This is a genomic window from Curtobacterium sp. LFS079 (assembly GCF_047977865.1).
In the GTDB taxonomy this organism is placed as follows: Bacteria; Actinomycetota; Actinomycetes; order Actinomycetales; family Micrococcaceae; genus Arthrobacter.
This window is the reverse complement of record NZ_JBFPFO010000004.1, coordinates 21,533-42,703: the sequence shown is the minus strand read 5'-3', so window position 1 is coordinate 42,703 and position 21,171 is coordinate 21,533. Positions and strand designations below refer to the sequence as shown.

At 65.3% G+C, this 21,171-nt stretch carries 20 protein-coding genes and 2 pseudogenes; 11 read left to right on the top strand and 11 right to left on the bottom strand.

Features of this window, described 5'->3' with window-relative positions; all coding sequences use genetic code 11:
- Nucleotides 1–121: 121 nt before the first annotated feature.
- Complete coding sequence (locus tag ACNQPB_RS08515; RefSeq protein ID WP_498750797.1) at nt 122–1,489, bottom strand: MFS transporter; 1,368 nt, start codon at nt 1,487–1,489, stop codon at nt 122–124.
- A gap of 130 nt (nt 1,490–1,619) precedes the next feature.
- Between ACNQPB_RS08515 and ACNQPB_RS08510 the strand changes: the two genes are divergently transcribed.
- Both ACNQPB_RS08510 and ACNQPB_RS08505 read left to right on the top strand, forming a co-directional pair.
- The gene (locus tag ACNQPB_RS08510; RefSeq protein ID WP_498750796.1) at nt 1,620–2,489 is read left to right on the top strand and encodes a helix-turn-helix domain-containing protein; all 870 of its coding nucleotides are present in this window, start codon (nt 1,620–1,622) and stop codon (nt 2,487–2,489) included.
- Complete coding sequence (locus tag ACNQPB_RS08505) at nt 2,486–3,361, top strand: aldo/keto reductase (protein ID WP_498750795.1); 876 nt, start codon at nt 2,486–2,488, stop codon at nt 3,359–3,361. The genes ACNQPB_RS08510 and ACNQPB_RS08505 overlap by 4 nt, the downstream gene beginning before the upstream one ends.
- Before the next feature lie 92 nt (nt 3,362–3,453).
- On the opposite strand, the gene ACNQPB_RS08500 is transcribed toward ACNQPB_RS08505, so the two are convergent.
- The 3 genes from ACNQPB_RS08500 to ACNQPB_RS08490 form a co-directional block, all read right to left on the bottom strand.
- Nucleotides 3,454–3,891, bottom strand: a complete 438-nt coding sequence (locus ACNQPB_RS08500) for a (R)-mandelonitrile lyase (protein ID WP_498750794.1) — start codon at nt 3,889–3,891, stop codon at nt 3,454–3,456.
- A complete protein-coding gene (locus ACNQPB_RS08495) occupies nt 3,881–4,201 on the bottom strand; it encodes a carboxymuconolactone decarboxylase family protein (RefSeq protein ID WP_498750793.1) in 321 nt (106 codons plus the stop codon). Before ACNQPB_RS08495 ends, ACNQPB_RS08500 begins: the two co-directional genes overlap by 11 nt.
- A gap of 467 nt (nt 4,202–4,668) precedes the next feature.
- Nucleotides 4,669–5,310, bottom strand: a complete 642-nt coding sequence (locus tag ACNQPB_RS08490; RefSeq protein ID WP_498750791.1) for a TetR/AcrR family transcriptional regulator — start codon at nt 5,308–5,310, stop codon at nt 4,669–4,671.
- Nucleotides 5,311–5,456: 146 nt separating this feature from the next.
- Between ACNQPB_RS08490 and ACNQPB_RS08485 the strand changes: the two genes are divergently transcribed.
- The 3 genes and pseudogenes from ACNQPB_RS08485 to ACNQPB_RS08475 all read left to right on the top strand — a co-directional run bounded on the left by ACNQPB_RS08485 (nt 5,457) and on the right by ACNQPB_RS08475 (nt 7,195).
- Nucleotides 5,457–6,428 (top strand): aldo/keto reductase, encoded by a 972-nt coding sequence (locus ACNQPB_RS08485; RefSeq protein WP_498750789.1) that lies wholly within the window; start codon nt 5,457–5,459, stop codon nt 6,426–6,428.
- A 24-nt stretch (nt 6,429–6,452) separates the two neighbouring features.
- A pseudogene (locus tag ACNQPB_RS08480) lies at nt 6,453–6,767 on the top strand (TrmH family RNA methyltransferase); the annotation flags it as partial.
- Between the two features lie 203 nt (nt 6,768–6,970).
- Entirely contained in the window at nt 6,971–7,195 is a 225-nt protein-coding gene (locus ACNQPB_RS08475) for a hypothetical protein (RefSeq protein ID WP_498750787.1), read from the top strand.
- A gap of 156 nt (nt 7,196–7,351) precedes the next feature.
- Here the strand turns inward: ACNQPB_RS08475 and ACNQPB_RS08470 are convergent, their stop codons facing one another.
- The 4 genes from ACNQPB_RS08470 to ACNQPB_RS08455 all read right to left on the bottom strand — a co-directional run bounded on the left by ACNQPB_RS08470 (nt 7,352) and on the right by ACNQPB_RS08455 (nt 11,087).
- Nucleotides 7,352–8,068 (bottom strand): YoaK family protein, encoded by a 717-nt coding sequence (locus ACNQPB_RS08470; protein ID WP_476049754.1) that lies wholly within the window; start codon nt 8,066–8,068, stop codon nt 7,352–7,354.
- A 384-nt stretch (nt 8,069–8,452) separates the two neighbouring features.
- Nucleotides 8,453–9,025, bottom strand: coding sequence for a flavin reductase family protein (locus ACNQPB_RS08465; RefSeq protein ID WP_426297523.1), 573 nt, complete (start codon nt 9,023–9,025; stop codon nt 8,453–8,455).
- 2 nt (nt 9,026–9,027) lie between these two features.
- Entirely contained in the window at nt 9,028–10,074 is a 1,047-nt protein-coding gene (locus ACNQPB_RS08460) for a methionine synthase (RefSeq protein WP_498750785.1), read from the bottom strand.
- Nucleotides 10,075–10,094: 20 nt separating this feature from the next.
- Nucleotides 10,095–11,087, bottom strand: a complete 993-nt coding sequence (locus tag ACNQPB_RS08455; protein WP_498750783.1) for a DUF1852 domain-containing protein — start codon at nt 11,085–11,087, stop codon at nt 10,095–10,097.
- Between the two features lie 119 nt (nt 11,088–11,206).
- Between ACNQPB_RS08455 and ACNQPB_RS08450 the strand changes: the two genes are divergently transcribed.
- Nucleotides 11,207–12,148: a LysR family transcriptional regulator gene (locus tag ACNQPB_RS08450; protein WP_426297529.1), complete on the top strand. Its 942-nt coding sequence runs from the start codon at nt 11,207–11,209 to the stop codon at nt 12,146–12,148.
- 287 nt (nt 12,149–12,435) lie between these two features.
- Here ACNQPB_RS08450 and ACNQPB_RS08445 read toward each other — a convergent pair whose 3' ends face one another.
- Nucleotides 12,436–13,869 carry an NAD(P)-binding protein gene (locus ACNQPB_RS08445; RefSeq protein ID WP_498750781.1) on the bottom strand — a complete coding sequence of 478 codons (1,434 nt, stop codon included), beginning with the start codon at nt 13,867–13,869 and terminating at the stop codon, nt 12,436–12,438.
- 206 nt (nt 13,870–14,075) lie between these two features.
- Between ACNQPB_RS08445 and ACNQPB_RS08440 the strand changes: the two are divergent.
- A pseudogene (locus ACNQPB_RS08440) lies at nt 14,076–14,513 on the top strand (TrmH family RNA methyltransferase); the annotation flags it as partial.
- Here the strand turns inward: ACNQPB_RS08440 and ACNQPB_RS08435 are convergent.
- Entirely contained in the window at nt 14,510–15,199 is a 690-nt protein-coding gene (locus tag ACNQPB_RS08435; RefSeq protein ID WP_498750779.1) for an ArsR/SmtB family transcription factor, read from the bottom strand. The pseudogene ACNQPB_RS08440 and the gene ACNQPB_RS08435 overlap by 4 nt on opposite strands.
- 105 nt (nt 15,200–15,304) lie before the next feature.
- Between ACNQPB_RS08435 and ACNQPB_RS08430 the strand changes: the two genes are divergently transcribed.
- The 4 genes from ACNQPB_RS08430 (at nt 15,305) to lplAB (ending at nt 18,508) form a co-directional block, all read left to right on the top strand.
- Complete coding sequence (locus ACNQPB_RS08430; protein ID WP_498750777.1) at nt 15,305–15,568, top strand: hypothetical protein; 264 nt, start codon at nt 15,305–15,307, stop codon at nt 15,566–15,568.
- Nucleotides 15,569–15,658: 90 nt separating this feature from the next.
- Nucleotides 15,659–16,888 carry an MFS transporter gene (locus ACNQPB_RS08425; RefSeq protein WP_498750776.1) on the top strand — a complete coding sequence of 410 codons (1,230 nt, stop codon included), beginning with the start codon at nt 15,659–15,661 and terminating at the stop codon, nt 16,886–16,888.
- A 172-nt stretch (nt 16,889–17,060) separates the two neighbouring features.
- Complete coding sequence (locus ACNQPB_RS08420) at nt 17,061–17,318, top strand: type B 50S ribosomal protein L31 (protein ID WP_074589571.1); 258 nt, start codon at nt 17,061–17,063, stop codon at nt 17,316–17,318.
- An 89-nt stretch (nt 17,319–17,407) separates the two neighbouring features.
- The gene (lplAB, locus tag ACNQPB_RS08415) at nt 17,408–18,508 is read left to right on the top strand and encodes a lipoate-protein ligase LplAB (RefSeq protein ID WP_498750774.1); all 1,101 of its coding nucleotides are present in this window, start codon (nt 17,408–17,410) and stop codon (nt 18,506–18,508) included.
- On the opposite strand, the gene pepN is transcribed toward lplAB, so the two are convergent.
- Complete coding sequence (gene pepN / locus ACNQPB_RS08410) at nt 18,505–21,120, bottom strand: aminopeptidase N (RefSeq protein ID WP_498750772.1); 2,616 nt, start codon at nt 21,118–21,120, stop codon at nt 18,505–18,507. The genes lplAB and pepN overlap by 4 nt on opposite strands.
- Between the last annotated feature and the right edge of the window lie 51 nt (nt 21,121–21,171).

The following is a 21,171-nucleotide window of genomic DNA, read 5'->3' as shown; positions in this document are numbered from 1 at the left end:
TTCCTACCGGTGTCGGTTGAGTCTGTGGAGCGCAACCGGTGATGGCCGCGAGGGCTATGACTCCGGCCGCGCCGACGAAGGCTCTGCGGGTCTGGTCGGTCATGGGTCCGGCATCGCTTCTTTAGGCGGTTTTCCGGAGACGAAGGGTCAAGGCAGCGAGCACGATGAGCACTGCGCCGGTGACGAGGTAGTCGATGCGCAGGCCGGCCTGGAAAGCTGGCTGGACGGCCAGGACTGCGCCGAAGATCGCGATGCCGAGGGAGCCGCCCATCTGGCGGGCGGTGTTCAGGACCCCGCTGGCGGTGCCGGCTCGTTCGGCGGGGATGTGGTCCAGGATCAGGGCGGTGAGCGGGGGTACGGTGAAGGAGCCGCCGAGCCCGACCGGGACCATGAGCAGAGCGCAGACCAGGACGGGTGCGTCCGCGGGCAATAGGGCCAGGGAGATGAGACCGGCGGCCATCAGCACCATGCCGCCGATAGTGGTGACGATCTTGCCGAGGCGTTCCATGGCGCGGCCGACGATCGGGTTCAACAGGGCCACGAGCCCAGTCATGGGCAGGAAAAGTAGACCGGTGATGAGCGAGCTCACGCTGCGCTGTTCCTGGAAGTAGAGGCTCTGGACGAACACGACCCCGTAGAAGGCGGCCATGGTGATGAAGGCGATGCCCAGGCCGGCGGAGACTGTGGTGGAGCGGAACAGGTCCAGGGGCATCATCGGGTGCCGTCCGCGGGCCTGGGCGATGAGGAAGACGACGGCACTGATTACCGCCAGGGCGAATGCGCCCAGCACTTCAGGGGCACCGTAACCGAGGGAGCCGCCCTCGATGATCCCGTAGGTGAGCCCGCCAAGCGCAGCGATCGCGGCGATCTGCCCGGTCCAATCAAAGGGTGCGAGCCGGCGTGCAGAGGGGGCGACTCGGGAGAGCACGAGCAACGCCAGAACACCGGCCGGCAGGTTGACGAAGAAGATCCAGCGCCAGCCGAACTGGGTGAGCACACCGCCTAGGACGGGGCCAGCGGCTGCGGCGACGGATCCGCCGAGCGCCCAATAGGTGATCGCCCGTCCGCGCTGCACCGCGTCGTGGAAGGCCTCGCGAATCAGTGCCAGCGAGGTCGGGGTGATCATTGCCGCCCCGATGCCCTGTACGACACGGCCGACAATCAGGATCCCCAGGTTGGGGGCTGCGCCGCAGGCGGCGGAGCCGAGGACGAACACTGCCATGCCGATCCCGTAGGCCCGCCGGGCACCGATCCGGTCGGAGATGGACCCGCCGAAGAGCTGCAGGGCGGAGAACATCAGGGTGTAGCCGGTGACGATCCACTGCAGACCCGAGAGGCCTCCGCCGAGCTCACTGCGGATGTGGGGTAGGGCGACGTTGACGATCTGAGCGTCGAGTGCGACGACGAAGAAGCCGAGCATCGCCACGGCCAGCGACATGCGCGGCTTGGCGGTATCGGTCGTACGAACAGTGGAAGAGGTCTCGGACATGCTCGGCTTTCGGGTGTGGGATCTGGTTCTCTTCAATGCAATCAATCCGCAGAAGAGGGAAGAAGGCACCGGTTATCGGTGTAATGGCAGTTCCTCCCACGGGATTGGTTTCGGCCGTAGCGTTGAAGACATGGACCAACGAAATGCTGTGGGAGAGTTCCTGCGGACCCGGCGCGACCGGATCACACCGGAGCAGGCCGGGATCCTGGCCGGCACCCGCCGCCGAGTCCCGGGATTGAGGCGTGAAGAGGTCGCGATGCTGGCCGGAGTCAGCGTCGAATACTACGCCCGGATGGAACGCGGTGACCTCCGCGGCGTCTCCGCCGAGGTGCTCGAAAGCATCGCCAGGACCCTGCGCATGAACGAGGCAGAGATCGACCATCTACACGCCCTCGCTGAGGCCGCCGGACCGCAACCGGCACGCCGGCGCGGGACGAAAGCAGAGCAGCCGTTCCGTCCAAGCCTGCAGCGCTTCATCGACTCGGTCGCGATGCCCGTCTGGGTGAGGGACCGGCGCATGGACTTCGTCGCGGCCAACCCGATCGGCCGTGCCCTATACTCGCCGCTGCTTCAGGATCCGGCGAGCCAGGGCAACACTGCCCGGTTCACCTTCTTCAGCCCAGCCGCCCGGGTGTTCTTCCCCGACTGGGAGCAGGGCGCGTCCGACATCGTAGCCTCGCTGCGCAGCTACGCCGGGCAGAACCCCAGGGACAAACGCCTGACGGACCTCATCGGAGAACTCGTCACCCGTAGCGACGACTTCCGGATGCGCTGGGCCGCGCACGATGTCCGGCACCACCGCACCGGGCTCAAACGCCTGCACCACCCTCAGGTCGGAGACCTGGAGCTGGTGTATGAGGCGATGGACTTCCCGGCGAACCCGGAATGGTTCATGTTCGGCTACACTGCCGAACCCGGATCCCCGAGCGAGGAGCGCCTGAGACTGCTGGGCAGCCTCGCCGCCGAGACCTCACAGACTGAACACAAGGAGAAAGCATGAACATCACCCTGAACAACGGCGTCGAGATGCCCGCCCTGGGCTTCGGCGTCTTCCAGACCCCGCCCGAAGAGACCGTCGCCTCCGTCGCCGAGGCCCTGAAGGTCGGCTACCGGCTGATCGACACGGCCGCGTCCTACGGCAACGAACGCGAGGTCGGCGAAGGCATCAAGCAGTCGGGTCTGGACCGTTCCGAGGTGTTCATCGAGACCAAGCTGTGGATCAGCGACTACGGGTACGACGAAGCCCTGCATTCCTTCGACAAGTCCGCCGGCAAGCTCGGCGTCGAGCAGATCGACCTGCTCTTGCTCCACCAGCCGCTGACCGCCGACTTCGAGAAGACGATCGGCGCGTACAAGGCGCTGGAGACGCTGCTGGCCGACGGGAAGGTCCGCGCGATCGGCGTCTCCAACTTCATGCCCGAGGTACTGGAGCGCCTGCTCGCCGAGACCAGCGTCATCCCCGCAGTGAACCAGGTCGAGGGACACCCGTATTTCTCCCAGCCCGACGTGCAGAAAGCCGACGCCAAGCACGGCATCCTCACCCAGGCCTGGTCGCCGATGGGTGGGATCACCAGCTACCGCGGCGACGCCAGCCGGTCCACCTTCAACGATCCGGTCATCGGTGAGATCGCCAACCAGCACAGCAAGACGCCAGCCCAGGTCATGCTGCACTGGCACCTGCAGGAGGGCCGATCCGCGATCCCGAAGTCAGTCAAGCCCGAGCGCATTGCTGCGAACTTCGATGTCTTCGACTTCGAACTGACCGTCGACGAGATCGCCCGGATAGACGCCCTCGACACCGGCGTGCGCAGCGGCCCGGACCCCGACATCATCACCCTGGAGAACTTCCACCGGGATATCCCCGAGGCCTGAAACGCCCTACCTCGACCAAGACATCGGGCCTTGCATCCGCACCACGGATGCAAGGCCCGATGTCTTGGAGTGCGGAACCGGAGAGCTACGGCTCAATCGTGACCCTGCGCGTCACCGACGGCCGCCTTGTACTCCTCGTCACCGACGTGCTCGCCCCACTCGACCTCGCCACCGGCGACGGACAGGGCGAGGTGCGACATGAACGACTCCGGTAATGCACCGTGCCAATGCCACACGCCCGGAGGAGTCTCGACCGTGTCGCCGGGGCGTATCACGATGATGCGGCCGTCGCGGGACTGGAGCACGCCGACGCCCTCGGTCACACGCAGGGTCTGGCCATTCTCGTGGCAGTGCCAGGCCGTCCTCGCGCTGGGGGAGAAGCGCACCGCCGCAAGGGTGGCCGTCCCCGGGCCCGAGCCGCCAGTGATGCCATCTACCCAGACGTCGCCGGCGAACCGCTCTACAGGACCCTTTGTCGTCGCCGGCTTCGGGAGCAGGATCATCGTGCCGTCCTGCTGCTCAGCGATCACGGAGGACCTCCTTCAGCGTCGTCGCGGCCGTCATCCCGGCCGGCCACCCGGCGTAGAAGGCCAGATGCGTAGCGACTTCTACCAGCTCCTGCTCAGTGACGCCGTTCTCGAGCGCCAGGCTCAGGTGCGAGCGAAGCTGATCGGTTCGCCCCAGGGTCGTCAGCGCTGCGACGGTGACCAGGCTGCGGTCACGGCGCGACAGCCCCGCTCTAGCCCAGACGTCGCCGAACAACACTTCATCCGTCAGCTCAGCAAGCTTGGGCGCGACATCACCCACCAACTGCTGCGCTCGGCTCTTCTTCTCCATCATGCAACGCCTCCTTGAGATCGACACGGGAGCATCCTGTTCCCTGGGATCGACGCTACGGCGGCGCACGCGCATGAGGGAGGAACCGTCATTACACCCAAAGGGACGCGCACCGGTGTCTCCAGAGTGAATGCCCCTGTCAGACAATCGGAGAGTCGTGGTCCTGGCAACCGGACGTGGAGCATGGTCTTTCCTACTCCTGCGTTACCTCGAATCGATCAACGGAGCAGTGAGAGGGTGAGGGTTGATGTTCATGTGGTAGTCACACCGTTTCCCCTGGTATTGCAGAGATCGCAGCACCACGTTTCACAGCATTTTTCGCACTCCTCCGGGAGCATGTCCTAAAACGTGCAGGTGATGCAGCCCATGTGATCGGCAATCCGCCCGCGTTCGCGGCCGACTTCGCCGCCTAAAACATTGAAGTTGCCAACTGGCGTTCACCGAAGGCCTCGGCACAGCGCTCGAAGAGGCTACTCAGTGGTCAGCGATGGAGTCTTCTGGCTTCCCCACGCGGCGATGGCGCGTTCGACATAGGTTGTGACGCTGGCGTGTATATCGGTTTCGGGGTTGAGGAGCCATTGCAGGCCGATGCCGTCCATCACGGCAGTGAATAACCGCACTTCAATCTCAATCTGCGCGGGGGAGAGGTGAACAACGTCGCCACTTTCGACTGCTTCCTGCAAGTGCGCTGCAAGGGTTGCCAGGTTTGAGGTGTAGCGCTGGGTGATGAACGCGTGGCCTGGGTGGGCCGGACTGGAGGCTTCGGCCGCGATGGTGGTGAACAGCTCGAGCAGGCCGCGGTTTTCTTTGTGGGTGGCCATGACCTCTGGCAGCCGCCGGAAGTAGTCCAATCCACTGACGTCGGTGAGGCCGTTCTCCACGGTGCGTCGGTCCCATTCCTCAAGCACGGCGGTGAGGAGGCCTTCCTTACTGCCGAAGTGTTGGATCAGGGTGGCGTGGTTGACGCCGGCCTGCTCGGCAATCGTGCGGAGGGAGCCGCCGGCGAAGCCGTGTTCGCCGAAGACCTCCATCGCGATGCCGATGAGCTGCTCGCGTCGGCGGACCCCTGTGCGGTAGGGGCCCCGTGTTCTGGTCTCTGCGCTTTCTGGCATGTCACTACTTTCTCATGACCATTGCCGAAATGTAACCAGTCGGTTAGTGTTTAAGTTCGACACGGCTGGTCGCCGCACGGGACCTCGTTGACTGATCGCTGCACTTGTCAGCTCGGTTCTGAAACTCGCAGATGGGAATCCTTTAGATGAAGTACTCCGTTCTCGGCCCGACCGGCGTGCGCGTGTCCCGCATCTGCGTGGGCACGGCGACCTTCGGAGTGGCACCGCGCGCACAGGAAGCCGATGGCGTCGTGGGGGCGGCCCTGGATCTGGGCATCAACTTCTTCGACACCGCTGACGTCTACGGTTCAACGTCGACGTTCGACCGGCCCGGCATTCCCCCGGCGGCAGAGCGGGAGTCCGCCGAGGAGATCCTCGGCCGCTCCCTGGCCGACCGGCGGGATGAGGTGGTGCTGGCGACCAAGTCGGGGGAGCGGAGGTTCGATCCGGATGCCGGTCTTTCGCGCCGGTACATCATCCAACAGGTCGAACAGAGCCTGCGCCGGCTGCGCACCGACCGCATCGACCTCTATTACGCGCATTTCCCTGACCCGAACACGCCGTTGGAGCAGACACTTGCTGTCTACGACGATCTGATCCGGCAGGGGAAGCTCCGGTATGTCGCTTTGTCCAACCACCCGGCCTGGCAGATGACCGAGGCTCTGTGGATCGCCGAGGACCGCCGGCTGGTCTCCGCCCCCGTTGCCGCGCAGGTCATGTACAACCTCTTGGACCGAAGCGCCGAAAAGGAGCTCGCCGCCGCGTGCGTGCGGTTCGGCCTGTCGATCATTCCCTATGCCCCGCTGCACGGCGGGCTGCTGGCCGACCTTTCGGTCCTGGACCGCCCGATCGCCGGAGGCAAGCGCTATGGCGGGCCCGGATACTCCGATGCCGAGATCGCGGTCGCCCGCCAACTCGACCAACTGGCCCGCGAGTGGGGGCTGGGGATGCAGCAGGTTTCGCTGGCCTGGCTGTTGTCCCGCCCGGCCGTGGCATCGGTGATCGTCGGAGCCGAGACGGCCGACGAGCTCCGCGCCAACGCCGCCGCTGCAGATGTCGAGCTCACCCAGGAACAGCTGGATGTGGTCTCGGCGCTGACCGCCGAGACCGCGTCCTGACCGGAAGATACGAGGAACGCTGACATCCGGGTGTCGATGGGCACTGTGTTCCAGGTGCCATGGACCCGGATCGAGTCGTGGCCTGGAGACCTTGAGGTCCTTAAGGAAGCAGGTTACTTCGTGGCCGGCATGTCGCTTGGCGAAGGGGCCATCACGCTCGACGAGCTGGTCGCCCAGGACCATCAAAACCTCGCGCTAGTCTTCGGCACCGAGGGTGAAGGATTGAGGCCTGAGACCGATCAGGCGCTCGACGCGCGCGTAACAATCCCGATGATGAACGGCGTCGACTCGCTCAATGTCGCGGCGTCCTCTGCTGTGGCGTTCTACGCGACGCGGTAGCCAATGCCGGACTATAGCTTCAGTGATAGCCGCAGGAAGCGCGACCACGAAATACGGGAGGGTGCCAGAAGACACCAACCACCAACGCTGGACTACACCTGGCTGACTTCTCCCTGGACGCGCTCCGGTGCCGCGAGGAAGGTTACGGATTCGCAGAGTTCCGGCGGCTGGCCAAGGCCAGGGAGCTGCGCTGGCCCGGTGACGTGCTGGAGCAATGGGTGTTCGACCACGGCGGATATGACCCCTTCCTGAACGACTACGGTGACATCGACCTCAGGGGGATCGACTGGCAGGTCGGGGCCTTGAGCGTCGACGACTTTGTGGCGATGCCGACAGGGCCATCCGATGCGGACGTCATCGGCCGTCTGTTGCGGGGACAGACTCTCGCTGAGAAGCACTTGGTATGGATCGGCAGGCGACGGACGTGACCAGCCACACCAGATGCCCCGGCATGGAGGTCGTCACACCTCGAGCGACTAAAGGAAGACACCGGTGCCAGTCCAGGAGCCCCAGACGTTGAACTCGCCTACCCAGCTCGCCACTCAGATCCGGTTCCACCTCGAGACCCTCGGTGATGTACCGCATCAATGCCAGCGGCGACTCCCCAGGACCGTCACAGCGGCGGTGATGGCGATGCCGAGGCCGATCGGGACGCTGAAATGGATCTGGAGCAGGAGTACTCCGATGACGGCCCCGGCGAACATAGCGAGGACAGCGCCCAGCCGTCGGTTGAGTAACCGGGGCCGTTGCTTGCCCACAAGTGACTCTCCGGCGAGGGAAGTCATGGTGGAAGTAATGACCACTGTGGTCATGTCTCGTACGCCCAAATGCCGCGCAATCAGGGCCTGGGAGCCCATGTGCATGGCGATAACGGCGGCAACAATGACACCAATGGACTGCCGGCCGACGTCTTCCACGATGAGAGAGATGGCGGCGGTTCCCGTCAACGCGATACAACCCGCTGTGAGAAGGAGCGTGACCCTGCGGTTCCAGCCTTTCGGGCTTGACTGGAGCGTAGATCCGGCAACCGCCGCGCCGAGGAGAAAGGCGCCAAGTGCTACCAGTGGGCCCAAAGTTGGCAGGTTCGCCGCCCCGGCCAACGCCATCGCAAGAATCACCACGTTGCCGGTCATGTTTCCGGTGAAGACGTGATCAAGTCCAAGGTAGCCGACCGCGTCAACCACACCTGTAACGAGCGTGAGGGCCATCATGAGCATCAGTCGGAACTTTTCCGGAGACGACGCATTTTCTTGCGGGGTAGAGGCGGTTTTGGTACCTGAGCTGGCTACGGCTGATGTCATGGTTTAAGGGATCCTTCATCGTGAGGGGTGGTTTCTATGACCACCCCTCGGACATGCTTGTTGGTGGTTTTAGATGGACTGGCTGGCAACTAAGGCGATGCCGTCGCTCCGGGGATCTGCGCCGGCGGCTAGGGCGCCATCGTAGCGTCGACGTGCAATCATGGAAGGGGCGACAAGGTCGTCCCGGCCAGTTGCCGTTCAGGATCGTGAACGTTGTCTCGCCCAACTGGGCAAGGGTGTCATCGTCAATCAGGCCCTCGGCAAGGATGTGGTCGTTGGCCGTCTGTGCGTCCATGCCGCCAACCGCGAAGCGCGGACGGCGGGAGTTATGCTTCCGCCGTCGTGAGCCGCTCGGCTTCCTGCCTCGCATTGTTGGCGCGGCGCTCAGCCTTCAAGCTTGGAATGCTCGCCCAGACGGTGCCATGAACGGTTGTGGTAGACCAGAGCGTCGCCGGGTTCGCCCGCTTGGACGTCACGCATCACGCGGGACTCTAGGGCGTGAACGGCGATGATTGTGGAGGTCCCCACCTCCATGCGATTGATGACGGCGCAGCGCACCCAGGCGCGGACATCGTCATACACCGCTTCGCCGGTTGCAAGGGCCGACCATCGGTGCGTCTGGTCAAAGCGGTCGGCGCCGGGGGTCGCTCCAAACTTCGCCAAGTCGACGTCGTGTGCGTCCAGCAGGTGCACGACGACGGTTTCGGCGCGCGAAAGCACCACGGACGCGGAGGACAGTGCCGAGACCGAGAAAATCAGCAACGGAGGTTCCGCACTCACTGACACGACCGACGATACCGTCAGTGCCACCGGTCCTTCGCCGGCATCAGCCGTGATGACGGCGACACCTCCCGGGTGGCCACGGAACAGTGCTTTGAATTCGTCGGCCGAGAGGGAGGACGGGAAGCTTTGCTTCGGAGCCTCGAGCCAGGTGTCTGCGGGGTAGGCGTGAAACATCGTTAGGACACCCTGGGGGCGGAGCGGGCGAGTTCCTCGCGAATGATGTTCGTCCCTGCGCTGAGAGCACTCAGCTTGGCCAGTGCGACGTCCCGGGGGAACGGTGCCATGCCGCAGTTGGAGCTGGCGATAAGCTTGTCCGCATCGACGAACTGCAGGGCCTTGCGGAGGGTGCTGGCGATGTCCTCCGGGGTCTCGATGGTCTCGCTTGCGACGTCGATTGCCCCGAGCATGACTTTCTTGCCGCGGAGGAGCTCGATGAGGTCCATGGGCACGTGGGAGTTCTGGGATTCCAGCGAGATGATGTCGATGCTGGAGCTCTGAAGCAGCGGGAACGTTTCCTCGTACTGCCGCCACTGTGAGCCGAGCGTCGCCTTCCAGTCATTATTCGCCTTGATCCCGTAGCCGTAGCAGATATGCACGGCGGTCTCCGCACGCAGCCCTTCCGCCGCTCTCTCAAGCGCAGCCACGCCCCATTCCTTGACCTCATCGAGGAAGACGTTGAACGCGGGCTCGTCGAACTGGATGATGTCCACGCCGGCCGCCTCCAGTTCCTTCGCCTCCTGGTTCAGGATCGCAGCGAACTCCCAGGCCAGCTTCTCGCGACTCTTGTAGTGGTCATCGTAGAGCGTGTCGACCATGGTCATTGGACCGGGAAGAGTCCATTTGATCGGCCGGTCGGTGGCTGCGCGGAGGAACTTTGCGTCTTCCACGAATACCGGCCGCTCGCGGCGCACCGCTCCGACGACGGTCGGCACGCTGGCGTCGTAGCGATCGCGGATGCGCACGGTCTTGCGCTGTTCGAAGTCGACCCCGCTGAGATGCTCGATGAAGGTCGTGACGAAGTGCTGGCGGGTTTGCTCGCCGTCGCTGACGATGTCGATGCCGCGTCGGCTCTGCTCGTGGAGCGCGATGCGCAGCGCATCCTGCTTGCCTTCGAGCAGCGCATCTCCCTCCAGCTTCCACGGGGACCAAAGAGTCTCCGGCTGTGCGAGCCACGATGGTTTGGGCAGGCTTCCGACAACGGTGGTGGGCAAAAGTGTGTTCATGATTGACGATTCTCCGTGGGTCAGTTGACGAGAGCGGGGTATTTGGCGGTCCACTGGTCCAATAGATCCTTGTGGGGCGTGATGAAGTGCTCCTCTGTGTACTTCGCCTGCGTGATCGCGAGCTGACCGCGCTCGACGCGGTCGTAAGCAATCTGGGTCCGCGAGTAATCCTGCTCTCCCAGGCTCGGCTGGTAGACGTGGGCGGCGGCGGAGTTCGCGTTGTAGATCTCCGGGCGGTAGATCTTCTGGAACGTCTCCATGGTGCTGATCGTGCCGATGAGCTGCAGGTTGGAGTAGTCGTTGAGCAGGTCGCCGCGGAAATAGAAGGCGAGCGGCGCAACGCTGCCGCGTGGCATGAAGTAGCGAACCTGCAGCCCCATCTTTGCGAAGTACGCGTCCGTCAGCGAGAACTCGTCCTGCTGGTACTCGACGCCCAGGATCGGGTGACGGTTCTCCGTTCGCCGGTACGTCTTGCTCGTGGAAACGCTGATGCACACCACTGGCGGCTGCGGGAAGCGTTCCTGGCATGCAGGGGAATCGAGGAATTGCTGGAACAGTTTGCCGTGAAGATCGCCGAAGTCCTCGGGAACGGTGGGCTTGCCCGAGTCCCCTGCTGCCGCTGGCAGTACGACGCTGAAGTCGAAGTCACGCACGTAGGAGGAGAAGTTGTTCCCCACGATCCCTTGGTGGCGGACCCCGTTCAGCTGGTCGACGATCTGGATGTCGAGAACCTCGAACAGCGGGAACTGCTGATCCGTACCTTCCGCAGTGAACTCTATCTGCACGGACACGATCTCAAGCTCGACCGTGTAGCGGTCCCGGTCCGGGTTGTCCCAGCTTGCGAGATCGTTGAAGCGGCGGCGAATCATGGTCAAGGCGTTGCGGAGGTTCTCCTGGCGGTGCTCGCCCCGTGCCAGGTTGGCGAAATTCGTCGTGATCCGCGAGCCTTCCGACGGGGAGTAGTCCTCGTCGAAGGGGGTCGTGGTGATGCTGAAGGTGAAGTCGTCTGCCATGTGCTGCCAATCCGTTGATGGGCCGGAGACGGCCTTTCGAAGGGGATGTATCCATGGTGCAGCCTTCCGAGGGGTATCAAGTAACTAGTGGTTACTATGCATTCATATAGAATCTTCCTATGCCTCAGATTTCGAGCGGATTGACCCTACAGCAGCTCCGTTACTTCATAGAAGTTGCGGCTGAGGGGTCGATCTCCGCGGCCGCCGATCTTCTCTTCGTAGCGCAGCCGACAATGTCCGCCGCGATGAAGGACCTTGAGGCCCGGGTTGGCCGTGCGCTCCTGGTTCGCTCCGCCCGCGGAGTCACCCTTACCGCCGACGGGGTAGAGTTCCTCGGCTACGCGAGGCAGGTCGTCGAGCAGTTCGCTCTCCTCGAGCAGCGCTACCTTGGTAGGCCACCGCGGCGACGTCTGCTCGGGGTGTCAACGCAGCACTACTCGTTCGCGGTGGACGCCTTCGTCCGGATGGTCAAGGCCACTGATGTGGCCGAATACGAGTTCTCGCTGCGTGAGTCCCGTACTTGGGACATCATCGAGGATGTCCGGACGCTCCGCAGCGAGATAGGCATCCTCTACCGGAACGATTTCAACCGGAAGGTCATCGACAAGCTGCTCCGGGAATCCGGGCTCGCGTTCACTCCGCTTTTCCTCGCCGATCCGCACATTTTCATTTCACGGAACCACCCGCTCGCCTCAAAAGAGCGTGCGACTCTCGCCGATCTCGCCGGCTTGCCCCGGCTAACCTTCGATCAAGGTGCGAACAACTCCTTTTACTTCGCCGAGGAGATTCTCTCCACCTTGTCCAGTAAGCAGGAAATCCGGGTCTCTGACCGGGCCACGATCTTCAACCTCATGATCGGGCTCCACGGATACACGATCTCGACGGGCATCATCAGCGGGCAGCTCGACCCCGAGATCGTCGCCATCCCGCTTGACGTTGACGAACGCATCGAGATCGGCTGGATCGGTTACGCCGCGATTCCGCTTACCGACCAAGCGCAGCGCTACCTCAGGGAATTGCGGGCCGTCGTCGCTGAGTTCGGCGTAGCGCTGCTCGACTGACTGCAGTTGAGCGGGCGGGTCTTTACGCTTTCGGTGATTGGACGTGTTTGTTGCAGCCGAGCGGGTTGCTGGTGTCGTATATGCCCGTCGCCGTCGCCGTCGTTGGCATGACCGGGGCGGACGCCAGCGAGGAAACCGGCCTGTTCCAGGTGGGGGCGATCCAGCCAGGGAGATCAGGCCGGGTTTGTAAGGCCGCGGTGCCGTCCTGGCCGCCACCTGTGAAGGCATTGAGCCGCAAACTGATGTTGGCGACGTACCGGCTCGCGGGCGGGAGAAGGTTAAGTGGCTCACCGCATTTGGGGGTGTTCGGGGCCTGACTCCGCCGGCTTCGAGTAGTGACGGGAGGCGATGAGGCGGGGGAGGTTGGAGAGCGCTCCGGCGGCATGGGCTCGGCTGCGCTCGCGAGCCTCGGGGATGCGTGGGTCGTCGGCGTAACGCTCCAGCTCGGCGAAAGGATACAGCCGGCTCGTGCGCGACCAGGCGGACACGGCCGGATGCTGGCCGCGTGCCCGGGCGTTCGCCATCAGCGCGGCGTAGGCGATGAGGAAGTCGACATTCCGATCCCAGAGGTGCAGCGGGCGGCACAGCTTGTTCTTCTGGTCGTCGTCGTGGAGTTCGGCTTCGACGACGCCAAGCATCGCGTACTGGAACGAGACGGTGCCCCAGAACATCGGCTGAAGCGTGATGCGGCCAGGTTCGAAGATCGGACGAAGTGGAGGCCGGACGAGCCCCGACGCCGCGCAGTGGACGTGCAGCGTTTCGCGTGTCGTGGGGATGACACCGTCGTCGAGGATGATGCGGTCGCGCTCGACAGTACGCACGTGGCCGAGGCGGACGACATCCTCGATTTGCCGGAGGAGGGCGATCTCGGCTTCTCCGACAATCGCCCCGTGGAACATCGTGGGTGGCACCGAGGGATCAACCCGTAGCAGGATTCCCTGTTCGTCGAGCCGTGCGAAGAGATCGTCAACCGTCGTCGCTTGGGCCATGGCCTCGATCTGTGCGGCGTTCGCGACGTACTGGTCGACGACTAGGTCGTGCGGCTGCAGGTAGCGTCTATTCGGCCACCAGCCCTCGCGCGGTTTGATCCACGTGAGGTCGGCGGGATCGACACCCCGCTCGAGAAGCCACACGCATGTGTCGAGGGCGGTCTTTCCCGCGCCGATCACGGTGAAGCGTCCGGCCGGGTGGGCGAGTCGGGCGAGCCCGCCGGTGGGGATGCATCGGACTCCATCGGCCACGGCGAACGGCGGGGCGGAGGTGGCGGGGATGCGGCCCTCGAGATACCTGGCATCCACCACGCGGCGGCGCACGGTGACGGGCACGGTGCGGCCGTCCAGGCGGGAGACGATCCGACCCTCGTCAACGAACTCGAACTCGGGCAGGTACAGTACACGACCGGTCGGCAGGAAGACCCTCGTCATCGCCTCTTCGAAATGCGCGCAGATCTCGCTCGGGCCGGCCAGCTCGTACATGCCTGCGTTCGTGCCGCTGACGTCGCGCCTGTTGGCTCCGAATGGCACGGATTCGACGCCATAGAGGTTCGCGGGCTGGTGCAGCCGAACGAACGGATATGCGTCCTGCCAGTGTCCCCCGGGCGCGTGCCGACGATCGACGATCGCGACCGTGGCATCCGAATGCGCGAGGATCCGGTCGGTGAAGACCATCCCCGCTGTCCCAGCGCCGACCACCAGATAGTCGGCTTCGATGCGCCCGCGCACGCACTTACAGTAAACCCGGCCGTCTGCCCAGGGGAATCCTCCGGTGCGCAGGTACGGTCGGGCCGTGCGGCTGACGGAGTCGCTCACTCCTGCAGGAGAATTGATACAAGCAGGTGTGGTCACGGTTCCGACACGATGGGCGGCCAGGGTGCAGCAGCATCTTGCAGCACACTTCAACCAGTTGGGCGACAGTCGCTCTCGCTCCCGAGCAGATTGCGGCGCCTACTAACGTCGGCACGATCTTCCGCTCCGCCGCCGCGCTGGGCCTGGACGCCGTGCTCGTGACTCCGCGCTGCGGCGACCCGCTGTACCGGCGCGCCGTCCGGGTGAGCATGGGCACCGTCTTCCAGGTCCCGTGGGCGCGGCTCGAAAGCTGGCCGGGGGACCTGGCATGCCTCAAGGCCCAGGGCTTCACCGTCGCGGCGATGGAACTGACGGACGACGCCGTTGACCTGGACGAGCTCGCGGCTCGCGGCCCGGAGAAGCTCGCCCTGGTACTGGGCACCGAGGGTGCCGGAATGAGCCCGGAGACGCTGGCCGCCGTCGACCTCGCCGTCAAGATCCCGATGCGCGCGGGAGTGGACTCGCTGAACGTCGCCGCCGCGTCCGCCGTCGCGTTCTGGGAACTCCGCCCGAGGGACTAAGCAGGCGGTGGAACCTGCGAGCCGGTGGCCGACTCGACCGGGAACCCGGCAGCTTTCCACTCAGGAAAGCCTTCTTCGAGCCTCATCGCCGGGCGCCCGACATCGCTAAGCTCACGCACGGCGTCGTCCGCGTAGACGCAGTACGAACCGCGGCAGTACGCCACAATATCGCGCCCTTCGGGAATCTGCCTCAGCCGGGCCTTCAAATCGTCAACTGGCACTGAAAGGGCGCCCGGGATATGCGCGGCCTCATACTCGGGGCGCGGCCTGACGTCGAGCACGACGACATCGCCCTGCTTCAGCCGCCGCTGCAACTCCTCACGGTCAATGGTGCTCAGGCTGGTTCGGTCACCCAGGTATGAGAGGGCAAGCGCCCCCAGCTCGCCCGCATGCGCCTCGGCTGTTTCCCGCAGCGCCCGCCAAAGCCGCTCGACAGCTGGTCCCGCCAGGGAATAGTAGGCGCGGGTTCCTGACCGCCTGGAGGTCACCACCCCTGCCCGCAGCAGGCGCTGCAGGTGCTGGGAGGTGTTGGCGACGCTCTGGCGGATCTCCGCGGCCAGTTCTTCCACCGACCGCTCGCCCTGGGCGAGGACGTCCACCAGTTCCGCCCGCCGACCGTTCCCCAGCGCCTTGGCAGCTTCGACAAGGACGTCGAAGACCGCTTCCTTGGCCCGATGGTCTCCCATGCCAGCCCTCCTTCGGAAAAGCTATTCAAGAGCTCTCTTGACAAGAGTATTGCACCGGAGGTGTTATTCAAGAACCTACTTGAATAAGAAAGGGGGCGGTGGCAAATGGCCGCCGTCAGCGGCTTCATCGCGGCTGCCGGACTGGCCGTCGCAGCCCTGTCCTGGTATGGGGTGCGCCGCGGTGAACGGTGGGCCTTCGGCACGGCCGTCGTCGTTCCTGTTGTCGGGCTCGGCGTTGCCTTGCCCGCCCACTACCCCTGGGGCCTGGCGACCCTCGGCCACCTCGGCCTGATCTATCTCGCCGTCCTTATCTTCCTTGTCGGAGTCGTGTTGGCATTCACAGCCATGAAAGCCCCAGCGAAGGCGTAATGCCGCACCAGCTGCCAACCGCGCGAACAACCGGGACTGGAGGGGATCACGGACCCGAGAGGGCATAGGCACTCGCCGGAGCCAGGGCCGGTGCTGGGGCTGCGTCAGAACCTGGCCCAGTTCATCCTGCTCATCGCCGTCAACGCTTGCGTTGGCGGCACCCTCGGCCAGGAAAGAACCGTCCTGCCCCTGCTGGCCAGCGACGTTTTTCGCGTCGACCGCTATACCGGCGCCCTGACGTACATCCTCGCCTTCGGGCTGTCCAAAGCGGCGATGAACTACTTCGCCGGGACCCTCTCAGACCGATTCGGCCGCAGGCCGGTACTCCTGGCGGGATGGCTGGCAGCGATCCCGGTTCCGTTCATGCTCATCTCCGGGCAGGCATGGGCATGGATCGTCGGGGCGAACGTGCTCCTGGGCATCAGCCAAGGACTCACGTGGTCCACGACCGTGGTGATGAAGTTGGATCTCGTGGGCCCGTCCCGGAGGGGACTCGCCATGGGCCTGAACGAGGCGGCGGGCTATCTGGGCGTCGCGACCACCGCCCTGGCCACCGGGTACCTTGCGTCCGAATACGGCCTGCGGCCAGTCCCGTTCCTGCTTGGCGCGGCCTTCATCGCCCTCGGCCTTGGGTTGTCCGTCACGGCTGTGCGCGAGACCCGCGGCCATTCCCTCGTTGAGGCCCGCGCCCACATCGATGCGCACGAGCACGCCCACGGCGGGCTAACGGACCGGCAGGTCTTCACCCTGACCAGCTTCCGCGACCGTTCCCTCGCGGCGGTCAGCCAGGCCGGCATGGTGAACAACCTCAACGACGGCCTCGCCTGGGGCCTCCTTCCGGTCCTGTTTGCAGGCGCCGGGCTGAGCCTTGGCCAAATCGGTATCCTCGCCGCGGCCTATCCGGCCGTATGGGGCGCCGGGCAGCTCTTCACCGGGGCGGCCTCGGACCGGTGGGGGCGCAAGTGGCTCATCGTCGCCGGCATGCTGACCCAGGCCGTCGGACTGGCAATCGTCGCCACCTCGCGCAGCTTCGGGCCCTGGCTGGCTGCCGCAGTGCTCCTGGGGCTGGGGACGGCGATGGTGTACCCGACGCTGCTCGCCGCCATCGGCGACGTCGCCCACCCCGCTTGGCGGGCCCGCTCCGTCGGCGTCTACCGGCTCTGGCGCGACGGCGGTTTCGCGGTGGGGGCGCTTCTGTCCGGCGTCCTCGCGGACCTGTACGGGATCCCGGCCGCTATCGCTGCCGTCGCTGCGATCACTGCCGCATCAGGCCTCCTCGTCGCCTTCCGCATGCGCGGCAACGACCACGCACCAAGGTAGAGCGCCTACGGCGCAGGCCAGGGCAGCGCCGGTTCGCCAGTTCCCGCCGCATCCGCTAGGATTGTTTGTTGGCCCGGGAGCCGCGGAACGTCCATCGTCCGCAGGTGCACGGACCACCTCCATTCATACCTGGCAGCTGGCAAAATCCAGCTGCGCGAACAAAGGTCCAATTATGAAGTCTGATATCCACCCGAAGTACGAAGCTGTTGTTTTCAACGACCTGGCTTCCGGCGTCAAGTTCCTGACCAAGTCCACCGTGTCTTCCTCCAAGACCATCGAGTGGGAAGACGGCAACACCTACCCGGTCATCGACGTCGAAATCTCCTCCGAGTCCCACCCGTTCTACACGGGCAAGCAGCGCATCATGGACTCCGCAGGCCGTGTCGAGCGCTTCAACGCTCGCTTCAAGGGCTTCGGCGCCAAGAAGTAATCGACTTCATCAAAGTCACCCGGCAGAGCCCGCGTCCCGCCAAGGGACGCGGGCTCTGCTGTTAATGGTCAGAGTTGTTTTCGGGCAGGATGGTGGACATGACTTCCCGTCTTGATTCCCAAGGGTCCGACGCCGGCCGCCTTCACGGCGAATTCAAGGTTCCCGGCGGCAAGCTCGTCGTGGTGGATTGCCGGGTGGTTGACGGCAGGCTGGCGGAGGTCTCTGTCAGCGGCGACTTCTTCCTCGAACCGGACGAAGCGTTGCAGGACATCAACCGCGCCCTCACCGGCCAGCCTGCGGAGTCGACGCCGGGCGAACTGGCCGCCGCCGTGACCGCAGCGCTGCCGGCGGACGCCGTCCTGTTCGGCTTTTCCGCCGAAGCTGTGGCGGTGGCGGTCCGCCGTGCTCTGTCCAAAGCCACTGGCTGGCTGGACCATCAGTGGGAGGTGATTCCGCCGTCGGTCCTTCCCACCCACGTAAATGTGGCCCTCGACGAAGTCCTCACCGAGGAAGTCGGGGCCGGGCGCCGCAACCCCACCCTGCGCTTCTGGGACTGGGAGGAGCCCTCGGTGGTGATCGGCAGCTTCCAGTCGGTGCGCAACGAAGTGGACCCCGACGGCGTCGCGCGCCACGGGATCACGGTGGTGCGCCGCATCAGCGGCGGGGGTGCCATGTTCATGGAAGCGGGCAACTGCATCACCTACTCCCTCTACCTGCCGCAGACCCTGGTGGACGGCATCAGCTTCGCTGACTCCTACGCCTTCCTGGACGCCTGGGTGATGGCGGCGCTGGAAAAGCTTGGGATCACGGCCTTCTATGTGCCCCTGAACGACATCGCCACGGAGCAGGGAAAGATCGGCGGAGCGGCACAGAAGCGCCTGGCCAACGGCGGAATGCTGCATCACGTCACCATGAGCTACGACATCGACGCCGACAAAATGGTCGAGGTGCTGCGGATCGGCAAGGAAAAGCTCTCCGACAAGGGAACGCGCAGCGCGAAGAAGCGGGTGGACCCGTTGCGCAGGCAAAGCGGCCTGCCGCGGGATGCCATCATCAAGGCGATGCAGGAAGTCTTCGCCGAACGCTACGGTGCCGTGGAATCGCGCATCACCGACGCCGAACTGGCCACGGCGCAGGAACGCGTGCGGAGCAAGTTCGGCACCGACGAATGGCTATACCGCATTCCCTAGCCTGCAGGACGTGACACGGCCTGCGCGCGCAGGGACCGCAGCAGGTGGTCGCGCTGCTCCAGGACGATCCGGCGCAGCGCCCGGGGCGCCTCCGCGTGCGCGGCCAGCCAGTCGTCCGTGCTGCGCAGCACGGGGTGGTCCTCAGGCGCCGCCCCTTCCTGGAGGTCCTGCCCGGCCGGGAACAGACCGCGCACGATCCGGCCGGCGATCTCAATGCTGCGCTCCCGCCAGACCCGCTCCAAGCAGTCGAAGTACGGTTCGATGTAGGCGTCCAGCAGGCCGGCGGGCGCCGTCATGAAGCCGGCGATCGTGGCCGCCAGGATCTCGTTGGACAGTTCCGTCGACTCCACGGCGGCTTTCCAGGCCACGGCCTTCACGCCGGCATCAGGCCTCGCCGCAGACGCGAGTGCATGGCCTTCCCGTCCCGAGGCTGTGGCATCCTTCGCCAGTTCCGCGTCGAGTTCAGCGGTCGTCGCCGCGTCGTTGGCGGCGAGGGCCTGCCAGAGGCTCCAGCGCAGCTCGGCGTCCACGGCCAGGCCCGCTATCTCCTCCGTCCCGGACAGCAGCCCGCGGAGCAGCGGGAGCTGGCCGCCGTCGTGCCGGGACAATCCGGCGAGCGAGCGCGCCCAGGCCAGTTGCTGGTCGGAGCCGGGTATCGAATCCCGGAGGCGGTCCGCTGCCGTGTTGAGCAGGCCGCTGCGCACCCGGTCCCGCCGCGCGGCAGGGACATAGCGTTCCACCGCCGTCGCAGCATTGGCCAGGATGTTCAGCAGCACGCCGACGCCGCTTTCGGCCGGGGCGAAGTGTTCGACGGCGGCGACGTACAGTTCCGCCGGGGTCGCGGCGTCGCGGGCCGAATCCCAGAGCGCAGTCCAGCAGAGCGCCCGCGCCATCGGATCGTCGATCCTGTCCAGGGCCTCGCGGACCGTGGACTCGGACCGGGCATCGAGGCGGACCTTGGCGTAGCTGAGGTCCTCGTCGTTGACCAGCAGCAGGGCCGGGCGTGGCTTGCCCGCCAGGGCGGCCACCGCAGTCAGCTGCCCCTCGACGTCGAGCTCCAGGCTGTCCGTCCGCCGCAGCGCACCGGAGACGCCGTCAAAGTCGTAGAGGCCCAGCCTGAGCCGGTGCGGCCGGTGTACCTGCCGGCCCGTGGCCGGGTCAAGGGAGTCCTGGCGCAGGATCACGGAGTCCATGGTGCCGTCGGGGCCATCGGTCACCTCTGCGGTCAGGGTGGAGATGCCGGAGGTCTGCAGCCATTGCCGGCTCCAGCCGCCGAGGTCCCGGCCGGAGGCCGCCTCCAGCGCCTCCAGCAGCTCGGCCAGGGAGGTGTTGCCGAATGCGTGTTCACGGAAGTACCGGCGGGAACCCTCAATGAAAGCCTCGAAGCCGACGTACGCCACCAGCTGCTTCAGTACGGAGGCGCCCTTGGCGTAGGTGATGCCGTCGAAGTTCTGCTTCGCCGCTTCCAGGTCCGGGATGTCCGCGACGATCGGGTGGGTGGTGGGAAGCTGATCCTGCAGGTAGGCCCAGGCCTTCCGCTTGTTGGCGAAGTTCACCCACGCCGATTCCCACGAGGTTGCCCGGTCCACGCCCAGTGTCCCCATGAAATCGGCGAAGGATTCCTTGAGCCACAGGTCGTCCCACCAGCGCATGGTCACCAGGTCGCCGAACCACATGTGCGCCATCTCGTGCATCAGCGTGTTGGCCCGGGCCTCGTACTGCGCGTCGGTGGCGCGGGAAGTGAAGACGTATTTTTCGGTGAAGGTCACCAGGCCAGGGTTCTCCATGGCGCCGAGGTTGTACTCGGGGACGAACGCCTGCTCGTACTTGCCCCAGGGATAGGGGTAGTCGAAGAGCCGGTTGAAGAAGTCCAGCCCGGCCTTCGTCAGCGTGAAGATTTCCGGGGCGTCGAACGACCCGGCCAGTGACGCGCGGCAGTACAGGGCCAGCGGCACCTCAAGCCGGGCGCCGTCGTCGAGCACCGTGCTCCAGCTGTCCTCGGCGCGGAAGTACGGCCCCGCCAGGACCGAGGTGATGTAGGTGGACATGCGCTTGGTGGTAACGAAGTCCCAGGTGCTGGCGCCCGGATCGGTGGCCAGCGGGGCGCGGCCTGACTCCGCGCCGTTGGAGGCCACGTGCCAGTCCGACGGTGCCGTGACATGGAAAGTGAACTGCGCCTTCAGGTCCGGCTGTTCGAAATTCGCGAACACGCGCCGGGCATCGGCCGGCTCGTACTGGGTATAGACGTAACACTTGCCGTCCGCGGGATCGAAGAAGCGGTGCATGCCTTCGCCGGAGCGGCTGTATAAGGCGGTGCCGGTGACGATCACCTCGTTATCGGCGCCCAGGTTCCGCAGGTGGATCCGGTTGCCGTCGACGGCGGACGCAAGGTCCAGTTGCTTGCCGTTCAGGAAGACGCTGTGCACGCCGCCGTGGATGAAATCGAGGAAAGTGTCCGAGCCCGGAGCCGCCGAGAAGGCGATGAAGGTTCGGCTGGTGTAACCCCCGACGGCGGGGTCCGCAGCGTGCCGCACATCCAGCGAGACGTCGTACCGGTGGGTCCTCACCAGTGCGGACCGGGCGGCTGCTTCATCGCGGGTGAGGTTCGACACTCACTTATCTAATCACGCACGGGCTCGGCCGGGGCGGCGCGGCCGGCCACC

Excerpts from the sequence above, each read along its gene's own strand:
- ACNQPB_RS08515 (WP_498750797.1), bottom strand. The coding sequence starts at position 1,489 with ATGTCCGAGACCTCTTCCACTGTTCGTACGACCGATACCGCCAAGCCG.
- lplAB (WP_498750774.1), top strand. The coding sequence starts at position 17,408 with ATGGTGGACATGACTTCCCGTCTTGATTCCCAAGGGTCCGACGCCGGC.
- ACNQPB_RS08435 (WP_498750779.1), bottom strand. The coding sequence starts at position 15,199 with ATGGGAGACCATCGGGCCAAGGAAGCGGTCTTCGACGTCCTTGTCGAA.
- ACNQPB_RS08485 (WP_498750789.1), top strand. The coding sequence starts at position 5,457 with ATGAAGTACTCCGTTCTCGGCCCGACCGGCGTGCGCGTGTCCCGCATC.
- ACNQPB_RS08495 (WP_498750793.1), bottom strand. The coding sequence starts at position 4,201 with ATGATGGAGAAGAAGAGCCGAGCGCAGCAGTTGGTGGGTGATGTCGCG.
- ACNQPB_RS08490 (WP_498750791.1), bottom strand. The coding sequence starts at position 5,310 with ATGCCAGAAAGCGCAGAGACCAGAACACGGGGCCCCTACCGCACAGGG.
- ACNQPB_RS08450 (WP_426297529.1), top strand. The coding sequence starts at position 11,207 with ATGCCTCAGATTTCGAGCGGATTGACCCTACAGCAGCTCCGTTACTTC.
- ACNQPB_RS08505 (WP_498750795.1), top strand. The coding sequence starts at position 2,486 with ATGAACATCACCCTGAACAACGGCGTCGAGATGCCCGCCCTGGGCTTC.
- ACNQPB_RS08465 (WP_426297523.1), bottom strand. The coding sequence starts at position 9,025 with ATGTTTCACGCCTACCCCGCAGACACCTGGCTCGAGGCTCCGAAGCAA.
- ACNQPB_RS08510 (WP_498750796.1), top strand. The coding sequence starts at position 1,620 with ATGGACCAACGAAATGCTGTGGGAGAGTTCCTGCGGACCCGGCGCGAC.
- ACNQPB_RS08430 (WP_498750777.1), top strand. The coding sequence starts at position 15,305 with ATGGCCGCCGTCAGCGGCTTCATCGCGGCTGCCGGACTGGCCGTCGCA.
- ACNQPB_RS08460 (WP_498750785.1), bottom strand. The coding sequence starts at position 10,074 with ATGAACACACTTTTGCCCACCACCGTTGTCGGAAGCCTGCCCAAACCA.
- ACNQPB_RS08420 (WP_074589571.1), top strand. The coding sequence starts at position 17,061 with ATGAAGTCTGATATCCACCCGAAGTACGAAGCTGTTGTTTTCAACGAC.
- ACNQPB_RS08455 (WP_498750783.1), bottom strand. The coding sequence starts at position 11,087 with ATGGCAGACGACTTCACCTTCAGCATCACCACGACCCCCTTCGACGAG.
- ACNQPB_RS08470 (WP_476049754.1), bottom strand. The coding sequence starts at position 8,068 with ATGACATCAGCCGTAGCCAGCTCAGGTACCAAAACCGCCTCTACCCCG.